At 66.7% G+C, this 16,207-nt stretch carries 13 protein-coding genes and 1 pseudogene; 12 read left to right on the top strand and 2 right to left on the bottom strand.

What is annotated here, in order from left to right:
* Positions 1–260 precede the first annotated feature (260 nt).
* The 12 genes and pseudogenes from B7X49_RS11670 (at position 261) to B7X49_RS11615 (ending at position 14,511) form a co-directional block, all read left to right on the top strand.
* The gene (locus B7X49_RS11670; RefSeq protein WP_286703116.1) at positions 261–1,916 is read left to right on the top strand and encodes a GspE/PulE family protein; all 1,656 of its coding nucleotides are present in this window, start codon (positions 261–263) and stop codon (positions 1,914–1,916) included.
* A gap of 118 nt (positions 1,917–2,034) precedes the next feature.
* Positions 2,035–3,252 (top strand): type II secretion system F family protein, encoded by a 1,218-nt coding sequence (locus B7X49_RS11665; protein ID WP_286703115.1) that lies wholly within the window; start codon positions 2,035–2,037, stop codon positions 3,250–3,252.
* The gene (locus B7X49_RS11660; RefSeq protein WP_286703114.1) at positions 3,242–3,700 is read left to right on the top strand and encodes a GspH/FimT family pseudopilin; all 459 of its coding nucleotides are present in this window, start codon (positions 3,242–3,244) and stop codon (positions 3,698–3,700) included. The genes B7X49_RS11665 and B7X49_RS11660 overlap by 11 nt, the downstream gene beginning before the upstream one ends.
* Complete coding sequence (locus B7X49_RS11655; protein WP_286703113.1) at positions 3,678–4,055, top strand: hypothetical protein; 378 nt, start codon at positions 3,678–3,680, stop codon at positions 4,053–4,055. The genes B7X49_RS11660 and B7X49_RS11655 overlap by 23 nt, the downstream gene beginning before the upstream one ends.
* Positions 4,052–4,642, top strand: coding sequence for a prepilin-type N-terminal cleavage/methylation domain-containing protein (locus B7X49_RS11650; protein ID WP_286703112.1), 591 nt, complete (start codon positions 4,052–4,054; stop codon positions 4,640–4,642). Before B7X49_RS11655 ends, B7X49_RS11650 begins: the two co-directional genes overlap by 4 nt.
* 49 nt (positions 4,643–4,691) lie before the next feature.
* The gene (locus B7X49_RS11645; RefSeq protein WP_286703111.1) at positions 4,692–5,705 is read left to right on the top strand and encodes a PilN domain-containing protein; all 1,014 of its coding nucleotides are present in this window, start codon (positions 4,692–4,694) and stop codon (positions 5,703–5,705) included.
* Complete coding sequence (gspM, locus tag B7X49_RS11640; RefSeq protein WP_286703110.1) at positions 5,692–6,291, top strand: type II secretion system protein GspM; 600 nt, start codon at positions 5,692–5,694, stop codon at positions 6,289–6,291. Before B7X49_RS11645 ends, gspM begins: the two co-directional genes overlap by 14 nt.
* Positions 6,288–6,809 (top strand): hypothetical protein, encoded by a 522-nt coding sequence (locus tag B7X49_RS11635; RefSeq protein ID WP_029312888.1) that lies wholly within the window; start codon positions 6,288–6,290, stop codon positions 6,807–6,809. The genes gspM and B7X49_RS11635 overlap by 4 nt, the downstream gene beginning before the upstream one ends.
* Entirely contained in the window at positions 6,810–9,113 is a 2,304-nt protein-coding gene (gene gspD / locus B7X49_RS11630) for a type II secretion system secretin GspD (RefSeq protein ID WP_286703109.1), read from the top strand. It begins immediately after the preceding gene.
* A complete protein-coding gene (locus tag B7X49_RS11625; RefSeq protein WP_286703108.1) occupies positions 9,110–9,913 on the top strand; it encodes a type II secretion system protein GspK in 804 nt (267 codons plus the stop codon). Before gspD ends, B7X49_RS11625 begins: the two co-directional genes overlap by 4 nt.
* 71 nt (positions 9,914–9,984) lie before the next feature.
* Positions 9,985–12,072: pseudogene (locus B7X49_RS11620) on the top strand (phospholipase C).
* Positions 12,073–12,114: 42 nt separating this feature from the next.
* Entirely contained in the window at positions 12,115–14,511 is a 2,397-nt protein-coding gene (locus tag B7X49_RS11615; RefSeq protein WP_286703107.1) for a TonB-dependent receptor, read from the top strand.
* Positions 14,512–14,561: 50 nt separating this feature from the next.
* On the opposite strand, the gene B7X49_RS11610 is transcribed toward B7X49_RS11615, so the two are convergent.
* Together B7X49_RS11610 and gspG are read right to left on the bottom strand one after the other, a co-directional pair.
* The gene (locus tag B7X49_RS11610) at positions 14,562–15,146 is read right to left on the bottom strand and encodes a PEP-CTERM sorting domain-containing protein (protein WP_286703106.1); all 585 of its coding nucleotides are present in this window, start codon (positions 15,144–15,146) and stop codon (positions 14,562–14,564) included.
* Positions 15,147–15,561: 415 nt separating this feature from the next.
* On the bottom strand, positions 15,562–16,059 hold the full coding sequence (gene gspG, locus B7X49_RS11605; protein WP_286703105.1) for a type II secretion system major pseudopilin GspG: 498 nt from the start codon (positions 16,057–16,059) through the stop codon (positions 15,562–15,564).
* Positions 16,060–16,207 lie beyond the last annotated feature (148 nt).

Genomic DNA, 16,207 nt, shown 5'->3' with positions numbered 1-16,207 from the left:
GGGCGGCGCCGAGGCGCCAACCTATGCCCAGCTTTATTCGGGAGCATGGGTCCACCCCACATGTAGTGGGTGTCTGACTTAACCGGATAGGCACGGTTCACTCACCTGTGTGTGATCGATTGCGGTCATTTTAATGACAGTTGCATGCCGGATTGCCTCCGGCGGTGCGCAGCAGATTTCCCTGATTTGTCATAATCGGCCGGCTCCGGTTGGGGCAAAGGCAGCGCATAACCCACGCCGCCACCACCACGAGAAACCGAGTGCTCGATCATACCGCCCAACCCGACCCGCCGGACCTCGCAGCCTATCTGCTCGCGACCGGCCAGATCGATGCGACCGGATTGGCGCGCGCCGATACCATCGTTGCCGAATCTGACCAGAGTCGCGCGGCGGCCCTGGTCCAGCTCGGCCTGATCGGCGAGCGCAGCCTGGCGCTGGCCTATGCGACCATGCTCTCCCTGCGCCTGCTCGACCCCGCCGATTACCCGGCCGCACCGGTCCTGCCCGAGCGGCTCCGCCCGCGCTTCCTGCGGGATGCGCGCGCCCTGCCGATCGCGCTCGAGGCGGGGGTGCTGCATCTCGCGATGGTCGATCCCGAACGCGATTTCGTGCGCGATGCGATCGCGGCGGCAACCGGTCTTGCGATCCGCATCGCGATCGCGGTGCCGATCGATCTCGATGCGGCGCTCGCCCGCCTCTACCCCGATACCGAGCTGGCCGCCGCGACCGCCGAGCCCGAGGAACCGAACGAGGCGGATGCGGAACGGCTGAAGGATCTGGCGAGCGAAGCGCCGGTGATCCGCCTGGTCAATCAGCTCATCGCCCGCGCGGTCGAGACCCAGGCGTCCGACATCCATATCGAGCCGGAGGAAGACCGCCTGCGCATCCGCTATCGCTACGACGGCGCGCTGGTCGAGGCCGAGACCCAACCCGCCGCGATGGCGCCGGCGATCATGTCGCGCATCAAGATCATGGCCCGGCTCGACATCGCAGAACGCCGCCTGCCGCAGGATGGGCGGATCAAGCTCGCGGTGCGCGGCCATGAGGTCGATTTCCGCGTCTCCTCGATTCCGTCGCTGCATGGCGAGACCATTTCGGTCCGCGTGCTGGACCGCGGCGCGGTGCGGTTCGATTTTGCCGCACTCGGGCTCGATCCTGGCATCACCGCGCAATTCCGCACGGCGCTGGCCGCGCGCAACGGCATCGTGCTGGTGACCGGCCCGACCGGCAGCGGCAAGACGACGACACTGTATACCGCCCTCGCCTCGCTCGATGGCGTGGCGCGCAACATCACCACGATCGAAGACCCGATCGAGTATCAGCTGCGCGGGGTCAATCAGAGCCAGGTCAAGCCGCAGATCGGGCTCGATTTCGCGCAACTGCTGCGCGCCTTGCTGCGCCAGGACCCGGACGTGATCATGGTCGGTGAAATCCGCGATCTGGAAACCGCGCAGATCGCGGCGCGCGCGGCCCTCACCGGGCATCTGGTGCTCTCGACCCTGCACACCAATTCGGCGGCAGCGACGGTGACGCGGCTGCGCGACATGGGGCTCGAGCCCTATCTGATCGCCTCGGTGCTGCGCGGCGTGCTGGCGCAGCGCCTGATCCGGCGGTTGTGCGATGCGTGCAAGCGCCCGGCGCGGATCGATCCGGGGTTCGCCCGGCGCTTTTCGATCGATGACGGTGCCACGATCTTTCATCCCGTCGGCTGCGCCGCCTGCCGCGGCACCGGGTATCGTGGCCGGCGGGCGATCGCCGAGTTCCTGGTGCCGGATGCCACGATCGGCACGCTGCTGGCCGATGGCGCGAGCGAGGCGGCGATCGCCGGCGCGGCGGGCATGCGGAGCCTGGCGCTGGCCGCGGTCGACGCCGTCGTCGCCGGCGAAACATCGATGGCAGAAAGCGCATCCTTTTGAAACCCAGCGCCAAACGATCCCCAAGCCCGATCCCTCGGCGGCGCCCGCGCCAACCCCCATGCCCGGAATTAACGAAAGTTTTTTGGTTCTTTTTTCCAAAAAAGAACGTCTTCCTGCCATGCTGACCTTCACCTACCGCACCCTCGACCGCACCGGTGCCGAATCCCGCACCACGATCGAAGCCGCATCCGAACCCGATGCCATCGCAACGCTCAAGCAGCGCGGCCTGATCCTGCTCGGCCCGGATCGGCCCGGCCGGTTCGACCTGCGCGCCTTGCTGGCCACCGAGATCGGCGGTTCGCGCCTGTCGGCGAGCGAGCGGGCCGATTTCACGCGCGAACTGGCCTCGATGCTGCAAGCCGGGCTCGATCTGGAACGATCCCTGCGCTTCGCCGGCGAGATCGCGTCGCGCGCGCGGATGCGCCGGATCATCGAGCATCTGCGCGATCAGGTGCGCGATGGTGCCTCCCTCGCGCAGGCGCTGAGCGCGGAGGCGGCGAGTTTTCCGCGCCTGTATATCGGCCTGGTGCGCGCGGGCGAGGAATCCGGCTCGCTGGCCGGCACGCTGGAAAACCTGGCAGAACTGCTCGAAAAATCCCGCTCGTTGCGCGCCTCGATCATGGCATCGCTGACCTATCCGGCGCTGCTGCTGATCGCGGCGATCGGGGCGATCGGGTTCCTGCTGACCGATGTGCTGCCGGAATTCGTGCCGATTTTCGCGGAAAACGGCGTGAAACTGCCGGGGTCGACCCGGCTGCTGCTGGCCCTCGGGCATGGCTGTGCGGTCGGCTGGCCCTATGCGCTGGTGCTCGCGATCCTGGGCGGATTGGGTTTGCGCGCCTTGCTGCACCGGCCCGGGCCGCGCCTGTCGGTCGATGGGATGTTGCTGCGCCTGCCGGTCGCCGGCGCCTTGCTGCGTGAGGCGGTGGCGGCACGGCTGACCCGCACGCTCGGCGTGCTGCTGACCAACGGCGTCGCCCTGGTGCCGGCGCTGGCGATCGTGCAGGAGGTGATCGGCAATCGCGCCGCCGCCGCCGCGATCGCCGGTGCCACCGAGGCCGCGCGGCGCGGCGCCGGCCTCGCGCGCGGGCTGGAGAGCGCGGGCCTGCTGCCGATCCGCGCGATCCATCTGCTGCGGCTCGGCGAGGAAACCGGCCAACTCGGCCCGATGGCGCTGCGGGCCGCGGCAATCCACGAGGAACGCACCAGACTCGGCGTCGAAAAACTCGTCGCACTGCTGGTGCCGGCGATCACGGTGGCGATGGGTGCGGCAATCGGGTTCATCGTGTCCTCGCTGCTGCTCGCGATGCTGGGGCTCGACCAGCTTGCCCGCTGAGCCCGATGCCGGGTTCACCCTGCTCGAAGTGATCGTGGTGGTCGTGATCCTCGGCCTGGTGCTCGGCATGGTGGCGAGCAACGGGCCGATGCGCAGCCCGCGCCTCGCCCAGGCGGCGGCGGCGCGCGATATCCGCCAGAGCCTGCAGGACGCCGCGGCGCGCGCCATCGCGCAGGATCGCACGACGGTGTTCCGGCTCGATCCGGCCAGCGGCGTCTGGCGGGAAGGCGCGCGCACCGGCACGGTACCCGCCGGCACCCACATCATATTTCGCGGCGTCACTGGATTTGCCGCGCGCGAAGGCTCGCTCGGCACGGTGATGTTCACACCCGATGGCAGCGCCAGCGGCGGGCGCATCACCCTCGCCGGTCCGGCCGGCGTGCGGGTCATCGCGATCGACTGGCTGACCGGGCGGATCAAAATCGATGCGCCAGACCCCGGACGATAGCGGCTTCCTGCTGCTGGAAACGCTGATCGCCTTCGTCATCGCGGCGCTGGCGCTGGCGGTGCTGTATCGTGCCGCGTTCGACGGCGCGGCCTCGGTTGCGGTATCGCGCCAGGAAACCGCGGCGCTCGACCGCGCGCAGTCGCGCCTCGCCGCCTTGCGCGTGATGGCCCCGGCGCATCGCTACGTGCATACCGGGCCGGACGGTGCGGGGTTTTTTTACCGCGAAACCGCGACCCGCCTGGCCGCCCCGCATGGTGCCGCGATGGTCGCGGTCCGGATCAGCGTGACCGAACGCTGGGGTACCGCCGGCCGCGCCGTGACGCTGACCAGCCTGGTCGCGGTGCCGGCGCAATGAGGCGCGAGGCCGGCTTCACCCTGCTCGAAATGATGGTGGCACTGGTCGTCCTCGGCCTGTTGCTGGTCGGTCTGGCCCAGGGGATCGGTTTCGGGCTGGGCACCTATGCGCGGCAATCCGCCGTGCTCGCCCAGGCGGGGCGGCAGGTCGCGGTCGATCGGGCATTGCGCCGGCTGATCACCCAGGCGCGGCCGGGGCAGGCGGCGGGCAGCGCCCATGCGCTGCACCTGATCACGAAGCTGCCGGACGCGGTTGCAGGTCATGACCGATGGATCGATGCGACGATCGCGGTCGATCGGCAGCACGATCTGGTCCTGACCTGGTCGCCGCATCGCGCCGGTGTGGCACTGCGCCCGGCAGCAACGCCGCAGGTCGAGCGCCTCGCCCGCGGCGTGCGGCGGCTCGACGTCGGCTATTGGTGGCCGCGCACGGTGTTCGGCGCACCGGTGTGGCAGACGCGCGGCCCGGCCGGCGGCCTGCCCCGCCTGATCCGGCTGCGCCTCGTCGGCATCGGCCCTCATCATCGGCCCGCGCAGGCGCCGTGGCCCGATCTGATCGCCGCTCCGGCGCTCGCCACCGCGCACTGACATGAAAGCTTCATTTTTCAAAACCCTGTCAGCACGTCACTAGGGCGCCATGGAATTGTTCCGCTGGTATGGCGCGATGATTGGATCGCTGCTGCCCGCGCCCGTGCGCGCCATGATGGCCGGCGGCGGCCCTGGCCTGGTCGTCACCGCCGATCCCGCCGCACCCGAGCGGGCGGTGGTGGCGTTGCGCGCACGCGGCGGGTTGCGCGATCTCGGCACGCTCGGCGCGCTGCCCACCCTGTCACCCGCGCTGCGCCGTGCGGCGACGCTGGTGCTCACCGCGCCGGCCCGGCTGATCCTGACCACCACGATCACGCTACCGCTGGCGGCGGAACGGCATCTGGCGACGGCGGTGGCCTTCGAGATGGATCGGCTGACGCCGTTCGACGCCGCGGAAATCTGGTTCGACACCGAAATCCTGCGGCGCGACCGCGCTTCCGGGCTGCTGGCGCTGCGCCTCGCGGTCCTGCCGCGCCACAGCGTTGCCCCGCTGCTCGATGCGCTGGCCGCCGCCGGGCTGCATGCCACCCGCATCGAAGCTCCCGCAAGCGATGGCATGGCGAGCCTGACGCTCGACCACGCCGCACCGCCCGCGCGGCGGCTCGATCGGGTGTTGGCCGCCATGTGCGGGCTGCTGGCGCTGGCGTGTCTGATCATTCCGCTGGCGCGCCAGCAGATCGACCTTGCCGCCCTCGCGGCCCAGCGCAGCGCGCTCGCGCAGCCCCTGCACGAGGCCGAAGCGCTGCGCGCTCGGCTGGTCGCCGCGAGCGATGGCGCCGCGACGCTCGCGCGCGAACAGGCGCGTGAAGGCGATGCGCTGGCGGCGCTCGCCGCGATCACCACGGCGCTGCCCGATCGCAGTTTCCTGACCGATGTTTCGTTCCGCCACGGCGTCGCGACGCTCGATGGCGAGTCGCCGAACGCAGCCGGTCTGGTCGCCGCGCTGTCGGCCGATCACCGCTTCGCCGATCCCGCCTTCGCCGCACCGGTCACCCGCGCGCTCAACGAACGCGCCGATATTTTCTCGATCAAGGTGAAAGTCCGCCAGCATGGCCCGCGCTAGGCTGATCGATGGTGGCAGGCTCGATCTGCCGACCGGCCGCGCCGGCCAGGCGGCAGCGCTCGGTCTGACGCTGGCCGGTCTGCTGGTGGTGTGGTTCGGCCTGATCGCACCCGGCCTGTCATGGTACGACGCGCGCGCGCAAAGGATCGCCGAGCGCCGCCTGATGATCGCCCACGAACGCGCCCTGATCGCAGCCCTGCCGGCCTTGCAGCGCCGGATTATCGCGTTGCGCCGGGGTGACATCGCGACCACCGCCCTGCTGACCGGCGGCTCGGATGCGGTGGCGGGTGCGGCGCTGCAGGGCGACGTGCAGGCGCTGGCCTTGCGGCAGGGTATCACGCTCGATTCCGCCGAGATTCTCACCACCGTGAAAACCGGCGATGTCCGCCGGATTCCGCTGCGGATCAGCCTGACCACCGACTATCCCCGGCTGATCGCGCTGCTGGGCGCGATCGGGGCGGCCGCGCCGCGCATGCTGGTCGATGATCTGTCGCTGCACGCGACCGGCCTGCCCGATCCGGGGCGCGATCTGCCGATCCGCGCCAGCTTCACCATCTCGGCGTTCCGCGCCGCGCAACGCCGATGATCACGTTGCGCCGCGCCGCGCTGATCGTGCTGGCCGCAGCGCTCGCCTCGGTCTGCATTGCCGAAATCAGCGCGCAACCGCCGCCGCCGCCGCACCGGCCGATCGCGCTCCTGCCGCCGCACCCGGCACCGCCGCCGGGCGGTGATGCCACCGGCGCGATCACCACGATCCTGGCGCGGCCCCTGTTCCGGCCGGATCGCCGGCCGGTCGCCGTCGCGGCACGGGGCGACAGCACCTTGCCGCGCCTGTCCGGAATTCTGATCGGCCCGTCGCTGCGCCTTGCGATTTTCACCCCGGCGGCCGGGCCGACCCGGTTGGTCAAGCAGGGCGGCCGCATCGGCGCCTATCGGGTCAGCACGATCGCCGCGACCGCGGTGACGCTGACGGCACCGGGCGTGCGGCTGGTGCTGACCCCGCATTTCGCCGGCACGCCCGATGCGCCGCCGCCGTCCGCCCAGCCAGACCCACCGCTGCGGCCGCACGGTCTGCCCCTGATCCAAACGCCCGGAAGACAATAGATGCGCCCAACGCCGCCCCACCTGACGCCGCCCCGCCGAACCCGCCTGTTGACCACGCTGCTGCTGCCCGCCGCGATGCTGGCCGGCTGCACGCCGAAACCGCAACCCCCCGATGCGCCCATCATGGCGCAGGCGTCACCCCTGCTCGAGACAACCAAGCTGGCACCGCCCGCGATCCCGCCTCAAAGTGGTGCGATTGTCGCCGCCCGCCCCGGCGCCGTCACCGCGAGCTACGGTTCGCAGACCCCGCTGCCGGGCGCCGGCACGCCGCCGCCGGGGGTGGCGGGCGGCGCGGTCTCGCTCGATTTCGCCGATACCGACATCCGCGCCGTGGTCGCGCAGATCCTCGGCAGCATCCTGCACGTGACGTACACGATCGACCCGGCGGTGCACGGCAAAGCGACGCTGCATACCGCTTATCCGCTGCCAATGGCCGATCTGATCCCGACGTTGCAGACCCTGCTCGGGCAGAACCAGGCCGAACTGGTCGAAAGCCACGGCATCTATCGCGTGATCCCGGTGGCGGCCGCCGGGCCGGCGATGGCCGGGAGCGATGCACTGGCCGGGGCGACGGTGGTGCCCTTGCGTTATGTCGATGCCGCGCATCTGGCCGCCGTGCTGCAACCCTATGTCGGCAAGGGCGGCCGGGTCGTCGCCGCACCAGGGCGCAACGCCCTGATCGTCGATGGCGATCCCCAGACGCGCGACACGCTGATCCAGCTGATTTCGGCGTTCGATGTCGATGCGCTGGCCGGCCAATCCTACATCCTGTTTCCCGCCGGCGGCGGCGGCGCGAAGGATTTCGCCACCGCCTTCACCGCCGCCCTGCACGCCGGCAAAAATACCGGATCGATCCAGGTGGTGCCGCTCGAGCGGATCGGCGCGGTCATGGTGATCGCGCCCAGCCTCGCCCAGATCGTCCAGGCCAACCGGGTCTACACCGTGCTCTCGCACCAGGACGCGGCGACGCGGCGCGTCTGGCACGTCTATTATTTGCACAACAGCAGCGCCGAGGCGGTCGCGCATGTGTTGCAGGAAGCCTTCACCCCGAACGACGTGACGGCGCAATCGAGCGGCAACGAGGGCCAGACCGCGCCCGGCATCACCGCGCAGACCCTGTCCGGCATGCCGGGGGCCAATGCCACCGCGACCGGCGGCGCCACCTCGCCGCTGGGCACCACGGCGGGCGGCATCAGCGTCGGCGGTGCGGGCGGCGCGAATGCGGGCAGCAGTCCCGGTGGTGGCCTGGGCAGCGCGCCGGCGGCACCGACGCCAGCCTCCGACAATCCCCTGCTCGGGCCGCTGAGCGGCGGTTCGCTTGGGGGTGCCGGCAACGGCGCGACCGGCGATGGCACGCGCATCATCGCAGCATCGCAGCAGAACGCCGTGCTGGTCTACGCGACCGAGGCGACCGATGCGACGATCCACGCCATGCTGCGCAAGATCGACATCGAACCGCTCGAAGTCGAGATCGACGCCACCATTGCCGAGGTCGATCTGACTGGCGCGCTGCAATACGGCACCCAGTTCTTTTTCAAATCGGGCGGCATCAACGGCGTGCTCAGCCAGGGCACGACATCGAGCCTGGTGCAGAATTTCCCCGGCTTCGTGCTGTCGGGCTATGGCGCGGATGCCGCACCACTCGCGATCTCGGCGCTGCAATCGGTCACCAAGGTCAGAATCCTGTCCTCGCCGCAGTTGATGGTACAGAACGACCGCACCGCCAATCTGCTGGTCGGCAATCTGGTGCCCTATCTGTCGCAGACCTCGCAGAGCACCATCACCACCGGCGCGCCGGTAATCAACTCGATCAACTATCAGGAAACCGGCGTGATCCTGCAAATCACGCCGCGCATTTCCAACGACGGGCTCGTGGCGCTCACAATCTCCCAACAGGTCAGCGGCGTCGCGCCGACCGTGACGACGCAGGGGATCAACTCGCCCACCTTCTCCGAGCGCTCGGTCTCCTCGAGCGTGGTGGTACATGACGGCCAGACCATCGGCCTCGCCGGGCTGATCAGCGACAATGATCAGCGGGAGAATTCCGGTGTGCCGTTCCTCAAGGACGTACCGGTGCTCGGTGCGCTGTTCGCCAGCCAGAACAACACCCGTACCCGTGAGGAATTGCTGGTGCTGATCACCCCGCACGTCGTGCACAACCAGACCGATGCCGCGTCATTGACCGCAGACCTGCGCCAGGAACTGCCCGGCCCCGCGGCGGTGCCGGCCGAGCTGAACGTGCTGCCCGCGGACGGCTCGTCCGACCCCAACGCGAGGCTACGGGCGAGGCTCGGCCTGCATTGAGCCGGTCCGGATCGGCCCAGGAACGGGATCGGGGCTTTGCTCTGCTGATCGTGCTGTTCGTGCTGGTGCTGCTGGGGTTTCTGATCACCCAGTTTCTCGGCGCGGCGCGGATGCAGTTGACGATCGCGGGCAATCTGCGTGGCGCGGCCATGGCCGATGCCGCGGCGGATGGCGGCATTGCCCGCGCCATCGTGGCACTCTCGGATGGCGAGGCGCTCACCACCACGCGAATCGGCGCCAGCACAATCCGCCTCGCGGCGCACAGCATCGCCGGGCGGATCAACCCGAACGTGGCGCCGCCTGTGCTGCTGGCAGCCCTGCTGCGCGTGGTGGGTGCCGCACCGGCGCAGGCGCAGAGCATCGCGGACGCGATCGTCGCGTGGCGCAGCCCCGCCGCATCCCCCACCGCGCAAGCGGCGCTCGATGCCGCCTATCGCGCGGCAGGCCATGCGGGTGGCCCCAATGGCGAGGGCTTTGCCGCGATCGGCGATCTCGCCGGGGTAATGGGCATGACGCCGGCGCTGTTCACCGCGATCGCGCCGCATCTCTCGCGATTCGCGCCACCGCTGCCGGTCGCCGCCGCGGCCGACCCGGTGGTGCTGGCCGCACTCCGCCTCGCCGGCAAGATCGACCTGCCGGGCGGTGCGGTGGAAGGGCCGCCGATCGTCGAGATCGCCGCGGTCGCATCAGGCCCCGGCCGCGCGCGCGCGGCACGCTGCGCCGTGGTCCGGCTGAGCCCGTCGAATATCGAGACGCCCTACCGCATCCTGCGCTGGCGCCCGCACGCCTGCGACCAATGACGTCCGATGTAGCGTTAAAAAATCATCACGAGCCCTCCGCGCGCCGGCGCTGCAAATGACATGGAACTATCATGCACAAGCGGTTAAAATGTGATTATCCGGGTATCATAAACAACCCGGAGACAACCATGAGACGTGCCATCCTGATGGCATGCTCGGCGCTTTGCGCGCTGAGCATCACCAGCCAACCCATTCTCGCCGCCGCGACGCCGGTTTCCGCCATGGTGGTTGCTCAGCCCGATGCGACCGGCGTCGTTAAATCGATGATGGCCAAGCAGCCGCATCTGAACCTGTCAGACGCGCAGATGATCCAGCTGGTCAAAAAGAAGATCAAATATGTCTTCGTGATCTACCAGGAAAACCGTTCGTTCGATTCCTATTTCGGCACGTTCCCTGGTGCCGACGGCATCTATTCGAAACCGGCGTCGAAGACCCCCGGCTTCTACCAGGAACTCATCACCCCGACCGGCCAGCACACCACGATCGCGCCGTTCCGCATCGGGCCGAAGTAATACGCCTGGGACACCGATGATATCGACCACTCGCACGCCCGCATCGTGGCCAAGGAAGACGTGGTCAACGGCAAGCCGCGGATGGATAAATTCGCGATCACCGAAGAGCTGAAATACTCGCCGACCGGCAATCCCTCGCTCAAGGCCGAGCAATATGGCGAACTCGCCATGGCGCATGAGGATTGCGACACCATCCCGTTCCTCTGGCAATACGCGTCGCGCTTCGTGCTGTTCGATCATGTATTCCAGAACATCACCGGCCCCTCCACGCCAGGCAATCTGTCGATCTTCGCGGCCCAGACCGGCCTGACCCAATGGGCGCTGCATCCTTCCGAAGCCTTCGTCTCGCCGAACGGCACGCCTTACGCGGGCAACGCGCCATCGGTGACCAACAAGGCCGGCGGTGTCATCAGCGAAGCGGCCTCGGGCGAACCGGTCATGGACGATGATGACCCCTTCTGGGGCTCACCGCTCGATCCGGCGGCCAGCACCAGCGGCGCGATGCCGGTCAACCCCGGCGATTTTTCCGGCCCGAACGGCGCCAATTACGGCGTGCAGATCAACCAGACCTACGCGACCTTGGCGCTGACCACCGCGGGCCGCGACGTCAAAACCTTCACCGATCAGGACGATGCCCCCGGCACCGACCTCGCCGACGTGCAGCAGGACATCGGCTACCTCGCAGCCCACGGCCAAAAACCGGTCAACTGGGGCTGGTACGAGGAAGGCTACGACCACGAACCGACCGACCCGGCCAATCCGGTCGATGCCAACGGCGTTCATGCCTCCTACATCACCCATCACAACGGTCCGCAGTATTTCGGCTATGTTTCGAATAATCCGGCCGAGCGGAACAATCTGCACGGGCTGAACGATCTATATACCGCGATCAGCACCGGCGGCCTGCCCAGCAAGGGCGGGGTGTTCTATGTCAAGGGCGGCTATCAGAACATCATGGGCCTCAAGGTCGACAACCCCAACGCCAAGGCGCAGGCCAACTTCGTGGGCGATGATGATCATCCTGGCTATTCCGATGCCCAGATCAGCGAGGCGATGGTCGCCAAGACCGTCAATGCGATCGCGAAAAGCCCCTATTGGAAACAGTCCGCGATCATCATCACCTGGGATGATTCCGAAGGCGATTACGACCACGTGCCGCCGCCGATCGTGGCCGATGGTCCGGATCACGTGGTGTTCGACGAAGGCCCCCGCGTGCCGTTGCTGGTCATCTCGCCCTATGCCCGCGTCCATGCGATTTCGCATGAAATGGGCAGCCAATCCTCGGTGGTGAAATTCGTCGACGAGGTGTTCGGTCTCACACCGCTCGCCCTGCTGCCGGATGAACTCAAGGGCCGCAAACTGGGCCAGCAGGAGTTCGGCCAGCCGAACATCGGCCCGGGCGATGCGCTGACGCCCGATGTCGGCGACCTGATGTCCGCCTTCGATCCGCACCGTCTGAAGGGCCAGATCGCCCCGCTGCCGCCGAGCTACGCGATCATCCCGACCAAAACTATCATGCACCTGCCGCAGGACAACGGGCTTGGCTGCGATGCCGATGGCATCGTACCGACCGATATCGCCAAAGGGATCAAAAACAACATCCCAAGCGACTTCAACCCGCTGCCCTCCACCAACCCTTCAACCTGAACCAGGACATTTCAGAGGCCTATATTTGACAGGAACGCCAGCATGCAGCCGCATGCTGGCGTATTTTTTCGGCCCCAACTGTCGAGGACGACCATGCGCCTGCACCCCGGATTTGCCGCACTATTGCTCGTTTCAACCTCGGCCCGCGCCATCGCGCAGGCCGTCCCCGTCAATGCCGGCACCGTCTCGGCCGCATCTGGCGAAACCACGGCCGAAGCCGCGGCGCGCACCAAAAATTTCAAATCCGGCCAGGCGATCCGCGTGCTCGACCGCGCGCTGCTCAACGCCGCCGGCCCGGTCGGCGGTGCCGCCCAGGCGCTCACCTATGCCCCCGGCGTCGCGATCAATTCCTACTCCACCAGCGGTGCGGGCAAGAGCATCATCACCATCAACGGGGTCAACCAGGGCTGGTCCGGCCTGAACGGCAACGCCCAGGATGGCGCGGTGGGCGTAACCTTCGATGGCATCCCGATCGCCGATCCCGTCACCGGCCTGTGGCAGGCACCGACCATCCCCTTCCTCGCGATGATCGGCTCGACCAGCGTGGCCTATGGCCCAGGCAACCCCGATCAGCGCTGGTACGACAGTCTCGCCGGCACGGTCGGCTTCAACCCGTTGCAGCCGACCGCCAAACCCGGCGGCGACATCGCCATGACCTACGGCAGTTTCAACCAGAAATCCGTCACCTTCGATGCCCGCACCGGCCTGTACGATGGCTGGTCGAGCATCCTCGCCGGCGGCTTCGGCAACGGCAATTCCTATCGCCAAGGCAACGGCTTCAACAATCCGGACAGCGACGACGCGATCTTTCTCAAGACGCGGCACGATTTCACCAACGGCGCGCTCAGTTTCGGCGCCTACGACGTGCGCAGCCAGGCATTCCGGCCGACCTATATTCCGCAATCGGCCAATCCCGCCATCACCATCAACGGCCTGAACGCGCAGGGCCAGCCCAACCCCGGCCCGCTCTACAGCCAGGCGACATCGGGCTTCTACGGCTCGCCACCGTTCGCGACCTACGACAAGAACGATGCCAACGCGATGGTCCTGCTCTACGCCAAGCAGACGCTCGATCTCGGCGGCGGCACCACCCTGCATAACCAGGCCTGGTACATGCACATCAAGCGCACCCACTCGCGCATCACCGATAACTGGACCCAGGGACCCACGCAGGATCGCCTGCTGCAACCCCACACCAACACGATCGGCGACAAGCTCTGGTTCACCCATGATTTCGGCTGGAACACGCTGACCTTTGGCGCCTACGCGCTGCACAGCTACTACAACAACAAAGCCAATTTCTATAACCCCGCGGATGGCGGCAGCCCCGACGTCATCAACCCCGGCGGCACCGCGCGCGATGGTGCCTTCACCCTCGATAACCAGGCGGCCTTCATCCAGGACGATCTGCAACCGCTGCCCGGCCTCACCATCACGCCCGGCCTGCGGTTCTCGCGCTACCGCCTGGCATTTCATCAGGATATCGCTTCGGGCTTCCTGTTCGCACCGGGGGCGGCGGGCAATTTCACCGCGCAGGACGTCTTGCCGGCCCAGGCCGAAATCCGCAGCGGCGTCGAACCCTCGCTCGCCGCCAATTATCGCCCGGTCCCCTGGCTCGCGCTGTACGCAAGCTATGCGCAAGCCCTGAAATCACCCGAAGTCGGCGGCGGCGGCGGCCTGTTCCAGCAAATCGCCGGGGCCGACTACCGGCTCGAGCGCGGCCAGTACACCCAGGCCGGCATCAAGCTCGATATCAGCCACGCCGGCCCGCTCGGCAGCCTGCGTGCCGGCGTCGGGCTCTATCATCTGCGCTACGGCAGCCAGACCATCCCGATCACGCTGAACAACGCGAGCGAGGTCGGCATCAGCGGCACCTCGCAATATCGCGGCGTGAACCTGTATGCCGATGCGAATCCGCTCTACAATCTGCACCTGTTCGCGAACGCCAGCCTGCAAAGCGCCTATTACCAGAACTACATCGTCGAAAACGGCGGCCCGCCAGCGTCCTACAATGGCTTTCCGGTCTCCTACGTGCCCGCCCGCACGATCAGCGTCGGGGCCGACTACATCGCCGCCATCGGCAACGCCACGATCGCGCCGCGCGGCTGGGTCCAGTATATCGGCCCCGAACACATCTATAACGGCATCACCACCGCGCCGGACTACCGCTCGATGCCGGGCTATCAGACGTTCAATGCCAGCCTGAAACTGACCATGCCGCTGCCCGTCGCCTCGCTGCGCGCCCGCCGGATCGCCTTTACGCTCACCGCGCTGAACATTCTCAACCGGCACTACAACAGCTATGAATATATCTCGTCAGGCGGCTATTTCGGCACCGCCGGCCTCAACGGCATCGCACCGCAATACGCCTCGAACTACATCAATGCCTATCCCGGCGCGCCGATGAGCATCTACGGCACCCTGTCGATCACGTTCTGATCCTGCGTGAAACCCGGCCGGCAGAATAATCTGCCGGCCGGTAAGGCGGTTCAGGCCGCGCGGCGCCGCGCGATCACGCCGAGCCCGACCAGGGCAGTGCCAAGCAGCAGCAGGCTACCAGGCTCAGGCACCGGCAAGGCGGCCGGCGTAACGGTGAGCGTGCCGGACGAAAGGGTGCAGGTTCCGCTGTCAATCGAACAGGTGCGCGCCCCGAATATCACACCCGCGTCGCTGTACAGATTGACGAACTGGTTCGCGGCATCCTTGAACGAAATGCCAAAGGCATCGAACGGACTATAATTGTCGGCACCATTCGCAAAATTGGCAAAAAACAGATTGTCGTTGCCCTGAAACTTGTTGATCTTAACCAGAGATGTAATCGCGCTGTTATCGAAACTGCCGGAAATGCCGGTCAGCCGATAACCGCCGCCCGAATTCCTCACAGGCTTCAGAGCCGTCGTGAAACTGCCTGTAATGATGTTGTTCCCGAAACCGCCCTGATAACTGAAGTCATAGGTTCCCGCTGAAGCCGTCGCAACGCCCGCCACAGCGAGTGTGGCCAGCGCGATGCCGATTCGTCGAATGATCGTCATGAGTTTGTGTCCCTGATCCAAAAGATTGTTCCATGTCAGCAAATAAACGATACTTGCGTAACATATTGCTACAAAGCAAGTCCTGTGCCGTTTTTTACAACGTTGAATTCGCTCAATAAATCAAATTACAGTATTATGACTGTAAAAAATTCCGACTCGCAATTCCATGAATGCGCGGGAAACTGCCATCATCAGCCCGGCTCACCCCGATCCGCCGCCGGCCCGCCACAACCGGCCGCCGGCGATGTCCCAATGCCAACCCGCCAACGATCACAAACGATGACGCCCGATCGAGCGGATCGCGGACGCGATCGTTAAAACCTCGAACCCAAGAACCCTCAGCCAAGACAGGTCACACGCGGGGTGCGCGCCGCTGCATTCCAAATGTCACCATAAGGTCACGCAACGGTTTGAACGATGCCGCCGCCGGGCGTTCGCCAAAATCGCAGCACGCGCCTTACTTGTTGCAAATCAAATGCGGCGCCCCGCTCGCCGCCGCGTTCGGCCCGCGCGAGCACAAATCATAGGGCATGCCTGCCCGGTCCGACGGATCGCGATAGATATACGGATGGTTCCACGGATCAACCGGCAGTTTCCCCGCCTTCACATAAGGACCGTTCCAAGTCTCGACCCCCGCCGGCTGCGCCACCAGCGCCTCCAGCCCCTGTTCCGTCGTCGGGTACGAACCGGTATCGAGCTTGTACATATCGAGCACCGAGCCCAACCGCTCGATCGACTGCCCCGCAATCGACACCCGCGCCCGACCCAACTGATGCAGGACCGCCGGTGCCACAATGCCGATCAACAACCCGATTATGACAATCACCACCATGATCTCGAGCAGTGTAAATCCCGCCTCACCCGATGGCGTTAGCGCTTCGACAGCATGAAACTGCCTGCGATTGATCAAATCGCGCAGATGCGACAACGTGCGGCACAGTCGATTGGAGTGCATGAAAGTGGCGATCCCTTATCTGGCATGTATGGCGCTCGTCGCGTCGATCTATCCGTGCCTATCCGGTTAAGTCAGACACCCACTACATGTGGGGTGGACCCATGCTCCCGAATAAAGCTGGGCATAGGTTGGCGCCTCGGCGCCGCCC

The sequence above is a fragment of the Acidiphilium sp. 34-64-41 genome (assembly GCF_002282635.1).
GTDB classification, from domain to species: domain Bacteria; phylum Pseudomonadota; class Alphaproteobacteria; order Acetobacterales; family Acetobacteraceae; genus Acidiphilium; species Acidiphilium rubrum.
This window is presented reverse-complemented; position numbering and strand designations above follow the sequence as displayed.

What these genes read in the sequence shown, in the direction of transcription:
- B7X49_RS11665 (WP_286703115.1), top strand. Translation starts at nt 2,035, where the DNA reads ATGCTGACCTTCACCTACCGCACCCTCGACCGCACCGGTGCCGAATCC.
- B7X49_RS11655 (WP_286703113.1), top strand. Translation starts at nt 3,678, where the DNA reads ATGCGCCAGACCCCGGACGATAGCGGCTTCCTGCTGCTGGAAACGCTG.
- B7X49_RS11650 (WP_286703112.1), top strand. Translation starts at nt 4,052, where the DNA reads ATGAGGCGCGAGGCCGGCTTCACCCTGCTCGAAATGATGGTGGCACTG.
- B7X49_RS11645 (WP_286703111.1), top strand. Translation starts at nt 4,692, where the DNA reads ATGGAATTGTTCCGCTGGTATGGCGCGATGATTGGATCGCTGCTGCCC.
- gspM (WP_286703110.1), top strand. Translation starts at nt 5,692, where the DNA reads ATGGCCCGCGCTAGGCTGATCGATGGTGGCAGGCTCGATCTGCCGACC.
- B7X49_RS11635 (WP_029312888.1), top strand. Translation starts at nt 6,288, where the DNA reads ATGATCACGTTGCGCCGCGCCGCGCTGATCGTGCTGGCCGCAGCGCTC.
- gspD (WP_286703109.1), top strand. Translation starts at nt 6,810, where the DNA reads ATGCGCCCAACGCCGCCCCACCTGACGCCGCCCCGCCGAACCCGCCTG.
- B7X49_RS11615 (WP_286703107.1), top strand. Translation starts at nt 12,115, where the DNA reads ATGCAGCCGCATGCTGGCGTATTTTTTCGGCCCCAACTGTCGAGGACG.
- gspG (WP_286703105.1), bottom strand. Translation starts at nt 16,059, where the DNA reads ATGCACTCCAATCGACTGTGCCGCACGTTGTCGCATCTGCGCGATTTG.